At 38.4% G+C, this 12166-nt stretch carries 13 protein-coding genes; all 13 read right to left on the reverse strand.

Annotation, left to right across the window (positions count from 1 at the left end; translation table 11 throughout):
• Nucleotides 1-53 precede the first annotated feature (53 nt).
• The 13 genes from ACWPWS_RS00300 to ACWPWS_RS00360 all read right to left on the reverse strand — a co-directional run bounded on the left by ACWPWS_RS00300 (nt 54) and on the right by ACWPWS_RS00360 (nt 12165).
• Nucleotides 54-2096 (reverse strand): type VI secretion system Vgr family protein, encoded by a 2043-nt coding sequence (locus tag ACWPWS_RS00300; RefSeq protein ID WP_454045066.1) that lies wholly within the window; start codon nt 2094-2096, stop codon nt 54-56.
• A 345-nt stretch (nt 2097-2441) separates the two neighbouring features.
• On the reverse strand, nt 2442-2717 hold the full coding sequence (locus tag ACWPWS_RS00305) for a molybdenum ABC transporter permease (RefSeq protein WP_454045067.1): 276 nt from the start codon (nt 2715-2717) through the stop codon (nt 2442-2444).
• A gap of 139 nt (nt 2718-2856) precedes the next feature.
• Nucleotides 2857-3384 (reverse strand): hypothetical protein, encoded by a 528-nt coding sequence (locus ACWPWS_RS00310; RefSeq protein WP_454045068.1) that lies wholly within the window; start codon nt 3382-3384, stop codon nt 2857-2859.
• Nucleotides 3385-3451: 67 nt separating this feature from the next.
• Nucleotides 3452-3904, reverse strand: a complete 453-nt coding sequence (locus tag ACWPWS_RS00315) for a TraQ conjugal transfer family protein (RefSeq protein WP_454045069.1) — start codon at nt 3902-3904, stop codon at nt 3452-3454.
• 11 nt (nt 3905-3915) lie between these two features.
• On the reverse strand, nt 3916-4476 hold the full coding sequence (locus tag ACWPWS_RS00320) for a conjugal transfer protein TraO (RefSeq protein WP_454045070.1): 561 nt from the start codon (nt 4474-4476) through the stop codon (nt 3916-3918).
• Between the two features lie 19 nt (nt 4477-4495).
• The gene (gene traN, locus ACWPWS_RS00325; RefSeq protein ID WP_454045071.1) at nt 4496-5395 is read right to left on the reverse strand and encodes a conjugative transposon protein TraN; all 900 of its coding nucleotides are present in this window, start codon (nt 5393-5395) and stop codon (nt 4496-4498) included.
• Between the two features lie 24 nt (nt 5396-5419).
• On the reverse strand, nt 5420-6748 hold the full coding sequence (gene traM, locus ACWPWS_RS00330; RefSeq protein WP_454045072.1) for a conjugative transposon protein TraM: 1329 nt from the start codon (nt 6746-6748) through the stop codon (nt 5420-5422).
• Nucleotides 6738-7019, reverse strand: a complete 282-nt coding sequence (locus tag ACWPWS_RS00335; RefSeq protein ID WP_454045073.1) for a nitrogen regulatory IIA protein — start codon at nt 7017-7019, stop codon at nt 6738-6740. Before ACWPWS_RS00335 ends, traM begins: the two co-directional genes overlap by 11 nt.
• 10 nt (nt 7020-7029) lie before the next feature.
• A complete protein-coding gene (gene traK, locus ACWPWS_RS00340; protein ID WP_454045074.1) occupies nt 7030-7653 on the reverse strand; it encodes a conjugative transposon protein TraK in 624 nt (207 codons plus the stop codon).
• Between the two features lie 29 nt (nt 7654-7682).
• Nucleotides 7683-8666, reverse strand: coding sequence for a conjugative transposon protein TraJ (gene traJ / locus ACWPWS_RS00345; RefSeq protein WP_454045075.1), 984 nt, complete (start codon nt 8664-8666; stop codon nt 7683-7685).
• A gap of 4 nt (nt 8667-8670) precedes the next feature.
• Complete coding sequence (locus ACWPWS_RS00350; protein ID WP_454045076.1) at nt 8671-9303, reverse strand: DUF4141 domain-containing protein; 633 nt, start codon at nt 9301-9303, stop codon at nt 8671-8673.
• A 19-nt stretch (nt 9304-9322) separates the two neighbouring features.
• Entirely contained in the window at nt 9323-11830 is a 2508-nt protein-coding gene (locus ACWPWS_RS00355) for a TraG family conjugative transposon ATPase (RefSeq protein WP_454045077.1), read from the reverse strand.
• A complete protein-coding gene (locus ACWPWS_RS00360) occupies nt 11827-12165 on the reverse strand; it encodes a DUF4133 domain-containing protein (protein ID WP_454045078.1) in 339 nt (112 codons plus the stop codon). Before ACWPWS_RS00360 ends, ACWPWS_RS00355 begins: the two co-directional genes overlap by 4 nt.
• Nucleotide 12166: the final 1 nt, after the last annotated feature.

The raw sequence follows: 12166 nt of genomic DNA on the forward strand, positions 1-12166 counted from the left end.
GGTATTTCTTATTACTTAAGGTCTTAAAATTTATATATTCCATTCAGATAACCTTAATTAATAAATACGTTTCCACCACTCCAAGAACCTTCGCCAGTAATTTCTATTTTTGTTCCGTTCACCTTGATTCCTGCCGTTGAGATTTCAAGACTGTTGTCACCAACTTTTAGGGTTAGCTTTTCCAGCGAGCTTAAATCAATGACACCATCTTTTCCCATTGTAAGCACACTTTGACCATTTCCAACATCTGTTTTGTGGGTATCTCCAACAGTTACCGTATTTTTTTCACCCACAGAAACTGATTTATTCTTGGTAGCATTGGTGTTCGCATTCCCAGCACCATCAAATTTCATGTTCGCCCCACCTTGATCTGTCAGGAAAACTGATCCTTCACCATCATTCAATTCTAGCTTATTTCCACTTCTGCTACTAAGACTTTTGATATTATTTCCTTCTCCTCCTCCGGCGCCAATCCCTCCGTGATACATTCCTCCCATAACAAAAGGACGATCAGGATGCAGATGGACATAATTGACAATTACCTGGTCTCCAACTTCTGGTATGGACATAAATCCCCGGTTTTTTCCAACTTTATCGCTGCTTCCTGCATCTGGTGACATAACGCGGATAAACTCCGTGGTATCCTGACCTTTTTGCCAGTCCAACTGTACCTGGACTCTTCCCTGATTTAATGGATCGGTATTGGATGTTACTTTTGCAAACTGTGGCTCCGCTAATGGATTGATATATTCTGGTCTTGGAAGAAAGCCCGTATCGGAGGCAATTGCTTTAAATGATCCTTCATAATAGCCTCTGGCATCCACCTCATGAAGAGCTTCAATAACCATTAATTTCGTAAAGAAAGTAGTCTCATTGGAATCCGGTTTACGCATTTCTATATCAGATATGCATCCTGGATAAAGAAATGGCAAACTTGTTTTTCCAGAGGTGACGAGTACCTCAGCGGCTTTGCTCCCTGCTGTACCTTTTTGAGAAGCATCAATATCCATAAAAGATATCGCTTTGATAGGAGCAACACGTAAAGAAGGTGTTTGAAAAGTGCGTTCTGAAATCTCATAAGCACGTTTTGCAATGTCTGAAGTATGTGTGATTTTTGAATTGCTTCCGATAAACTTTTCATCTTTACTACTATTGTAGCCATAAAAAGTTGGTTTAACATGCTGTGCCTTCATTTTGATCTTTACATCACTCAAATTGCTTCCATACACCAATTTTATTGGTTTCTCCTGGGGTGGCAATTTACCAAAATGAAGAATCTCGCCATCATAAAAGAACTGCTCACCATAAGCTTCAGCAATTCTTGACAGGTAATTAAAATGTGTTTCCTCATATTGACAACTGTAAGAAATATTGCCATGCTGAGCATCAACACGAAAATCAAATTTCCCTTGATCCAGGGCTTCTTTAATTACTTCATTTGCGATGCTATTCAAGCTGATCGGTTGCGAACCTCCGAAACTTTGTATATGAGGAGCCGCGTCTAATAAGATCGTTGGACTATAGCCCTTAAGAACAATGTTCCCTAAACTGCCTTTTTCCTGACTAAATCCAACCTGTGTAATAACACCGACAAAATTTCTCTCTGGGCTTTGATCCACATCTTTATATTTAAAAACTACAGTGATTCTCTTCCCTAGAAAGGTCTGTGCGTTTTCAAGATTATGGTTCTCAGGATCTCCCAATGCATCGTGTGCAAGAACCATTTCAAACTTGTGATGGTTAGATACCTTCTGTTTTAATCTAAAATGTTTAAAATGCTTGATTTGCTTACCTTCGACATGAATGTCAAGTTTTACAACCCGGTTAATTCCAGAAATTGCATTCTCCGGTATGGCCTGGGCATTGAAAATCTTTGAAGTCGGCTGATTGCTCCAGATCTTTTCATTGGAAATGTCCGCTTCGTTAGGGGTTATCGGCTTATTGAACATCTGGTTTCCTGAACTTATAGCGTCTTTAACTTTTAAGGCATCGTTTTTCAGGTTTTCAATATTTACATTTTTTCTGAATTCGTTCTCATAATTCATTTTATCCGAATACTTTCCGGTATGGGAAAGATTCTTGTCTTCTTGAAACATGATAATAATTTTTTCGGTTGTGTTTAAATAATATATAATCCTTTTGGTAGGATTCTTTGAGGACAACTGTAAATAAATAGGTGGTTCCTATTTCATTTACATTGATTTCACTTGCTTATAATTATAGCGAAAACTATCGGATATACCTCAACAAGAGGTGATTTGAATGTTAAATAAATGATTCATTATCGGTTTTAATAGGTTAATAATTAATGACTTGGTAAGCCAATATATAACTATAAAAATTCCTGACAAAATTTTATACCACCTTTTTGAGAAATTGTCGTAATTCTACGACCAGAGATATAAGGATAAGAATATTTTAAATTTTAGCTTTAAAAAAGCTTATTTCTGATAAGCTTCAATCTTCTTTTGGCGTCTTTCCTGATCTTTCTTATAAGTGCGCGCTGTCCATAAAAAACCAATTCCCAAAATGATTAAGGCATACGCGAACCATTTGCCCATCCTTTCAAGAAATGTGATGCCTACAGCCTTTTCATAGCTTGAAAATCCCTCTGCACCAGCGGGACCACGGCGGTAAAATTTTCGTCTGTTTATCCAATAACGTAATGCGAGTCCAAGAATTAAGGCAGTAATGCCCATAACTAATAAGGGTGTCATATTCAGTGATTTGGTTACATTAAAAATACGAAAAATAATTTTTATAGGGTTTGGATAGAATTATAAAGAGCTGCCTCTTATTGAAGCAGCCCTTTAAATTTATTCTTTCAGATCTATAATCCGACAAACCAGATTTTTTCTAGAATCCGAATCCTCTTTTCCGTTTCGGTTTATTGATCTTTTTTTGATCTGAAATACCTTGGTCTTGTTTATCTTTTTGTTGAGCAAACGGACTTTCTTTTCCAATTTGCCTGATAATATCAACTTTTTTGTCATTCTTACTATAATTTTCATTGGTAATATCCTGATTTTTAGTAGTGTTCGTTTGTTCTTTTTCTAGCCTTTCCAGATAGAAAAAAGTAGTTAATCCTATATCAATCAACTGTCCATTTTTAATTTTAATAAGCAAGGACGGATCTTTAATAGCCTCGAGCATTGCTTTATGTGCCCATTCAATAGATAGATAACTCACTAGGTCAACATCTGTTGTATATTCAAAAGAATATTCAATGGCATCAAAGTGTGACTGAAAAGTAGGAAGTGACTTTATGTGATCAAGATTGTTTGATTCATCATTAAAATCATAGGCAATGTATTTTTCACCTCTATCAAGCGTAGCTTTTAAGTAATCAATAACTTCCATATAATCCTTCTCTTGGATAATCATACTTAAGATTTTGGAGTAAATAGACTAAAGGGATAGTCAGAACCTGATTGCTGCCCCTTTATTGAAATTAATCTGCATTGTTGAATTGAAAGCTAAGTTGTCTTTCATTTCCAAAACTATCTAATATCCAAATATCAAATGCCTGCGTGACATTGGATTGAGAAGTATAGTAGAATGTGATCTCCGCGCTCTTGGCATCGGATAGAAAGTATACCTTATTAGGCAAAAATGCTTTTTTTCCTGCAGTACCAATTTGATAGATCAAATTTCCATTTCCGTCATATTGAAAATATCTAAAGAAATATTGGACGCCTGAATAACTTCCTGTATTTTTGATTTTCATGGAGATTGTCTCAGTATGTCCTACGGCAATTGTTTTGTTAACAGGAAGTACAACAACCTCAAATGGGAAGTTCTGCTGGATATCAAGATCATCATTTTTACATGAGAATAATAAGGAAATGCCCAAAAGTAGAATGAACCAGCTATACTGGAATTTAGCGTTTTTTAAGGTTTTCATATTCTTAAATTTTAAAGGTTAAAACGAAGGCCAATACCCGCAGAAGGCCGGAATTGATTAAAATCTGTTCCCCAAATATATTTCGCCCTCGCTTGTATGGAAATGATGATAAAATTGGTAAGATAAGTCTCTAATGTCAACCTTCCCCCAGCACCGTAAACGAAACTGCTTTTATTGTTTATCTGTGAACCATCCTGTAGCAGTAACTTGTTGTGATTTACCTGCTGATAACCGCCGCTGGCTTCTATTCCCGTATTTAAATTGATACTCTTATTGGGTAAACCAATAAGACGGAAACTGTAACCTCCTGATAGTAGAAATGTTTCTATCGGAATTGGACTTTCAGCATAGAATGCTGTCCTTCGTTGATATTCTGTAGAAAAAAAATGATAGTTTCCTTTTTTGTGATTGGTTGTCAGTTCCAGATTGACAAAATAATTGTCTTTCGGTTTATCATTGGAAAACCTACCAACGCTGATCTGCAATCCTTTTTGATGCGGTAATAACCGTTGTGCCAAAAGAGAAGTAAATGGCATTATAACCATTAAAAATATGCTTAATATCTTTTTCATATTGTTTTAAATAAAAATGTTACTTAATTTTCAGTGGGAGATCCTTTAACAGTATCGCACGGATCAAATCGTCATTTTCGATTTCCAGCCTTTGATGCCGACCTCCGTTCTTTTCAAAAACTTCAATGACCAGTATCTTGTCGTGATCCAATGTGAACTGGTCCAATAGATAAACTTCACGGCACGCTTTGTTTTCTGGAATTTGTGAAAGATCGCTATACGTTCTGACGATATTTAATGGCTTTTCCTGAAATACAGCGCGCTTAGCGACTTTTTTATCGATGATCTTAAAGTTTATAAAGTCTATCTGATAGGAAACATTGGTTTTATTTTGGATTTGTGTATTAAAGTAATATTTCCCTTCGTGTATATAAATCCCTTTGAGACTGAATTGAATTCCGAAACCTTTGGAAGCAATGTGCCTAATATTATTTCTGTTTCTTTTATAGATAGCTTCCATGAGCTGATCTGGAACAGATGGAGAAAAGCCCAGATCTTCCAGATGTATATTGGCTCTGCTGTTTGACCCAGGTTTATCCATTAATTCAAGATTATAGGTTAGGATCTGCGGATAGGAGCTGTAAAAAACACTGAAGCTGTAAAACTTTCCATCATCTGTAATCACCGAGAAATTGGATTCCTCTTCAAAATCTTTCACTGCCGCTTTGATTCGTAATACATTCTTCGCATCATCAGCTTTCCCCGCAGTAAGAAATTCACTTCCCAAATCAACGTAACGAATCGCGGAGGGAAAGATCAGGTGCGTTGTTTTATTAAAAGTAACAGTGATATGGTATGGATCAACTTCACTCGAATTAAAATTGTGAATTAAAGAGTCCGTAATTGCTTGTGCCTGTGAATTTATAAAACCAAGCATTGCACAAATCGTTATTAATATTTTTTTAATGTTCGATTTCATTTCTATTCGATTTAAGGTTTAATATTATTTTTTTGAGACCAGAAAGATCTGATGACCAGCTTTTAGCATCGCTTTAGGTGTACGCACCTTTTTTGAGAAATATCCCGAAATACCTTGTACTAATCCACGTGATAGATCTCCTGCTATTTGCTGGCCCGCGGAACGGCTCATCATTATTGAAGTTCCAGAAGATTGGCTCATATTGGACGCAATCTCACCCACAGCATTCATTTCAGCTGAATAAGGCACATTCAGTCCTTGTTGACCGTCCAGATCATAAATATTGATATCGACAGGGAAAATATTTCCGCTGGACTCGATTGATGAAATCTTTAGCTGTAAGCGTCCATTGTTGAATTTTGCTCCCGCTGTAACAATAGATCCGGAGGGAATAGTAAAATCCGGAGTTTTCGCAGATTCAAGTAATCGTAACTTCACCGTTCCATCAGTGGTTATGGTCGTAGTCTCATGAATGCATGCCCGGATGCTATTCTTCGGCTTGGAAACCTGTTCTGTAACGCCTACGGTGTAAAATCCACGGTTTCTTTCTCCGCTAACGCTCTCCAAAAAATCTTTATCTGTAGGTTCACGATAAAGGGCAGAAACTACATTGGCGCGCAAAGGTGAAAATGCAACAAAAGTTTCTTTCTGAATCTGCGTATTTCTTCTGGTTGTACTATCTGTCGTTTTTTGCTCACCACGATTATTAGGAAGATACTTGGACGCCATCTGGTAGGATTTTTCCATGAGTTGTAATTGGTCATTAACTGTCAAAGGAGCGGGGTTTGCATCCCTCTCATCAAGTTGCCTTTTTAGTCCGGCAATTTCTTTGCGAAGTTCCTTCGATTCGTAGTTTTCGTTACTGTTATAAAATGAACCTAAAGTCGCCTGCGCATTCCGATAGGAGTTCAAAGCAGTATTTTCAGTTTGATTGGTTTTTCCTAATGTATTGTTTGCTGCGCTTAAATTCAATCTGGAAGCCTGATTATCAGCTTGCATCGTGCTATCACTGTTCCAGTAATCAGAAAGTGATGTAAGCATGGTCTTTTTCTGCTGATTTTTTTCATCCATCATGGCCTGTTCATAGGCTTTTTGTTTATCAGACTGCATTCCTTTTTCTGTTGCCTGCGGAACAGCACCATTGAGGCCGGAATCTTTATTTTCATCCTTATCGGCCGATGGTTTAAAAATTAAATAAAGGCAGGCAAGGAAAACGATCCCCATTAGAACATAAATCAATGGTTTTTTAAACTTTTCCAGATTGGATTTCTCATTCCCATTGATTAAATCATCGGATTTCTGGTCTGAATCTTCGACTAGAATGCTGATCCGTTTATTCTCTTTATTTTCCATTATTCTCATTTTTTAAGTTAATTGAAATACTATCCGTCTTTTTTTGAGAAGACCTTTCTGCCTTTCCCACAGGATTCTCAATATGCCGGATTGCGACCTCCGGATCTACTGCTCCGGCATCTACGCCTACCTTGGCAACAACGATGAGTGTTAAAATGGTATAGAACAGGAAAAAGTATAAAGTATATTTTCGCTGCTTTTTTACGGGCAATTCGCGCCAATGGTCGTCAAGATCATTGATACGATTTTCGATTTTTGTTCTTATATTCATAATGATAGATTTAACGTTCTACAACTTCTAGATCTCTGTTCTCCAACACGGCGAATTTCTCGATATTGAAGCCCTGTGGATTATTGTCAGACCGAACGGAGTTTAGAAGATTACAGGAAGTCACCAGATTACGCTTGGTCACGTTGCTTGAACGGATAATAAATTGTGTGGCATAAGTTTTCGCAGAATAGGGGTAAGTATCGAAATTGCAGATAACACTATCAACCTCAATCCGTTGCTGTACATTTCCGCTTATGATGCGATTATAGTATCCCTTTTCCGCCAGGTCATTATAGTAATCAAAAACGCTTTTATCAGCGAGGTTAAAAGCCCGTTTCATATTACTCTCAATTGCATTTTTATCCGGGGCCAAGGTGAAAAATAGTTCGTGAAAACGCCTCACATGCTCTCTTGCTTCAACAGGACGGTTGATGCTGGCATCTTGTGCTAGCGCCAGCATCAATGATTTACCCTGATCAAGAACATAGATTTTTTCCCGTTGCCTTTCCGCAAAACTATAAGACTTCCAGATTGCATATCCTACTATTCCAGTACATAATACGGCGAATATTATCGCATAAAGCCTAATCTGGCGGAAGCTATTTTCGATATTTCGGAGGGTTTTAAATTCCATGTTTTTAATTTTTAGAATTTTTAGATTTGTTATTTTTTAAGTAATTGTCCACCGATATTTCCAGCTACTGCACCCGCACCACCACTGGCAACACTGGCCGCCTGCTGAATATTTTTGGTGTAATTTGTTCCACCAGAAGCCTGAATAATCCAGCCCGTCACTGTCGGAACCGTAAAGTATCCGACTATTCCGATAATCATAAAGATGATATAGACCGTGTTGGTCGTGTCAGGTAGAAAGGAGGGATCGGATAAATTTTCAATGTCGCGTTCCAGAATCAGAGACTGAATCCTGGCAAGGATGGAACTGAACAGGTCTGCAACAGGTAACCATAAATACACGCTTACATATCGGGTAAACCATTGATTTAACGTTGACTGAAAGCCATCCCAGACACTTATGGCAAATGCAATCGGGCCAAGAATTGAAAGGACTATCAGAAAGAATGTTCTTATGGTATCAATCACCAAAGCCGCTGCATTGAATAATATTTCCAGTAGTTCCCTGAAAGCATCTTTTATTTTCTGTCCCAGCTGGAACATGCCGCGCTCAAAATACATTCCGGTCATTGTGGATAGGTCACTCGGTGACCAGCCTAATTCTTCAAGCTTTTTGTCGAATTCTTCATCTGATACCAGATATGCTTTTTCAGGATTTCTGATCATTGCCTCATATTCCAATTGGTCTTTCTTTTCCTGTAAAGCATTAAGGTCAATGACCTGATTTTCCAGCATGGCATGGGTTCCCTTTACGACTGGACTTAAAACAGCATTAATGGATCCCAATACAATTGTTGGGAAGAACATGATACAGATGCCAAGTGCGAAGGGCCTCAGTAAAGGGAAAACGTCGATAGGTTCAGCGCGGCTTAATGCCTGCCATACTTTGAGGGCAACATAAAATAACGCGCCCAATCCAGCTACGCCCTTTGCCACTCCCGCCATATCAGCTGAAAGAGGGATCATCTCATCATAGAGTGAGCGCAAGATTTCGTGTAAGTTCTCGTATTCCATGATTTTACCAGTATTTTTGATCAGGAGTACCGTAGAGTTCAAGTACTCTTTTGGTATTGTTTTTCTTTTTGGCGCGGATAATACTTACCGAAATATTTTTATTGGTGAAGTATTTGACAAGGGCATGGTATTCTTTGACTTCCTTATAAACTTTGTCAATGACTTCCATTCTTTCCCTATCGTTCAGTGATAGGCCGTTTGCGGTGATAATTTGCTTTAATTCTTTCAAAAGCTCAGTGCTTTCGTTCAATAATGCAGAATAGCCGTTTGCAATGGCTGCCAATTCATTTGGTTTGAAATTGGGGTCATTCATCATTTTACCAAAGTTGGTGACGTACATTTCAGAAACGTCCCCTACAAGCAAGACAGTTTGCTGAACTTTGCGGGCGTCTTTTACAAGGTTGTTTACCGCCTTTAGTTTATCATAGTATTCTTTGCCCTGTTCATAAACCCGTTTTACCTCGTTAAAATTCTTCACTACGTTTGAAACAGTCGAGGATGTCTGGACAATCTCGTTTGCGCTGTTGACAATACCGGATGCAAGGTTGGTTGGATCGGTAACTACCCATTGTGCTTTCGCTAGTGGTGTGAAGGCAAATGTGAATGCCATCATTACCATGAAAATGATTTTTTTCATTGTTTTAAAATTTTAGAGATTAATTATTATTTTGATTTTCAGTATTTTTGAGTACGATGCGCTTTATGGCATGTTCAACGTTTCCGCCGAGTTCCTCAGCCAGTTGCATGACCTCCAGCTTTTCGGTTTCTTCCGTGGTATAGGCATAATATTCCGCCATTGAAACTTCAGTAGCGTATACCGCTGAGTGGGTTCCGCCCAGGCCGATCCAGACCTCCTTGTATTTTCGGGCAGGATCATTGTTCATATTGATTGAAAGTATCTGGGATTTCTCTTTTTCGGTTAATCCCAACATCGCTTGGATATCATCGAACTTATTCATGTATTTTCGCTGATCAAGAAGAATTTTGCAATCGGAATTATTGATGATAGTCTCTTTGACGACAGGCGAATGAATGATATCATCAACCTCTTGGGTCACCACGATTGCTTCTCCGAAGAACTTTCTAACCGTCTTAAAGAGGTATTTTATGTACTCTGCGAACCCTTCTTTTGCTATCGCTTTCCAAGCCTCTTCTATCAGAATTAGCTTTCTGATACCCTTTAGCCGTCTCATCTTATTAATGAAAGTTTCCATAATAATGATGGTCACAATGGGAAAAAGTATTTTATGATCTTTAATCGCGTCCACCTCAAAGACAATAAATCTCTTATTAAGTAAATCAAGCTCTTTTTCGGAATTTAACAGATAGTCGTACTCACCACCTTTATAGTAGGGTTCCAGGACATTTAGAAAGTTAGCCAGGTCAAAATCTTTTTCACGGACTTCTTTAGCTTTAAGGACTTTTTTATAGTCATTTTTTACATATTCATAAAACCCATTGAATGATGGCTTAACTTCGCTATTTTTGATATAATCAATATATCCGCTTACAGCGTTTGAGAGTGCCACTTCTTCGGAACGCTTCGGAGGTTCATCATCACGTTTCCATAGTGTCAGTATTAGTGTTTTAATGCTTTCGCGTTTTTCAATATCAAATGCATTGTCATCGGTATAAAAGGGATTAAAGGAAATCGGATTGTCTTCGGTGTACGTGAAATAGACACCATCCTGACCTTTCGTTTTTCCCTTTATCATCTCACATAAGCCCTGATAAGAGTTTCCGGTATCGATCAGCAGAACGTGGGAACCTTGTTCCCAGTATTGACGTACCATATGGTTTGTGAAAAAAGATTTTCCGGAACCTGAAGGACCTAAAATGAACTTATTCCTGTTTGTGATTATCCCTTTTTTCATGGGATAGTCCGAAATATCCAAATGAACCGGTTTTCCGGTAAGACGGTCTGCCATTTTGATTCCGAAATGCGACGGGGAATCGTGATAATTTGTTTCTGCGGTGAAAAAACAGAGAGCCGGTTCAATAAACGTATAAAAACTCTCCTCGCTTGGAAAATCCCCAGCATTACCCGGCATTGCTGCCCAGTATAATGTGGCAACATCTACTGTATTGTGTCTTGGTTTACACTCCATGAGCGCCAGCGCGCTTCCAGTATCATTTTTTATCCGTTTTAGCTCAGAAGGATCGTCTGACCAGGCGATCACACTGTAGTGCGCCCGAACCGAAGAAAGGCCGAAAGAATGTGCTTCATTGAGATATTTCTCAATCCATTCTCTGTTTATCTGGTTACTCCGGCTATACTTCGCCAACGAATGCATATTCCGCGCTGATTTCTCAAACTTCCTAAGGTTATCATCAGAATTATCCAGAAAGATGTATTGATTATAGATATGATTACAGTTGAGCAGCAGGCCAACAGGCGATGCAAATGATAGCAAACAGTCGCTTCGGTCTGTGGAGAGCTTCTCATATCGTGTATCGATCGAAACTGTTCCCGGTAGGTCCTCGGTGTCAGACAATGTGTGCATACAGAGCCTTTTGTTCCCGATTCGGACTTCCTCATTACCCAAAGAAATATCCTGTAATGGCTCATCTTTTGCCCTTGAAAGGGTAAAATATTGATCCAACAGTCCCTGGTGATTTTCAGTTCCAGTAATATCCTCTGTAGTAAGCCTCTCAAGCTCAATATAACCGCTATCGTTTAAAATCCGCTCAAACTGCGCCACTGCTTCCATAAAACGCTGGATATTTTCTTTGTCACGGATTTCTTTTGGAATCAAGACCCCTTTACACAGCGACGAAAAATTAGATTGCATTCGCATTCTTTCTTTACTGGTCTTGGTTAGAAATAGATAACAGTAGTGGTTCAAAAAGGGGCGTTCATTAAAATGTTGTTGATAGGATTTTCCCAAAAAGCTTATTCCTTCATCGGAAAGATCTGGTTCATAACTTTCTTTAATGAACCAATCCTGTTTTAGCACGATTGAATGATCGGGCAAGGTCTTAATTGCTTTATGCCAGGCAGAGTGCATGGCGTCATACTCGGCAGACGCTACCGTAAAAACCTCAGGAAGAATAACTTTAAAACAAACTGTTATGTCTGCCTCTTTTGAAATAATACAGTTTTCTTCAACTGCCAGGAGTGGAAATTTTGATTCCAAAGTCCTTGTTTTAGCCATGTTTCTCATGATTTAATGGATTTGGAGTTCAACCTGAATTTTAGAAAGCGCCGAACGGGTTTACGGCTTGAAATAAATCTTGGATGTCGCTTTTTGGATGCGGCTTTCATAAGCCCGTGTTCCCCATATTTCGTATTTAGACTGAAAGTTTGCCAGATTAGTACCGATGAGCCAGTCGTTCCTAGGATTAGACATACATAGGAATTTATACCGATCATATACATGATCATCACAAGGATCAGTATACCAAGAAGACCTGCGGCAAAAATGAAAAGATATTGCGCTTTAAGTCCTTTAAACTCAACCGAACGACCTACACCTTTATTGATATTAAATGTTTTCATG

Source organism: Chryseobacterium sp. Marseille-Q8038 (genome assembly GCF_965111995.1).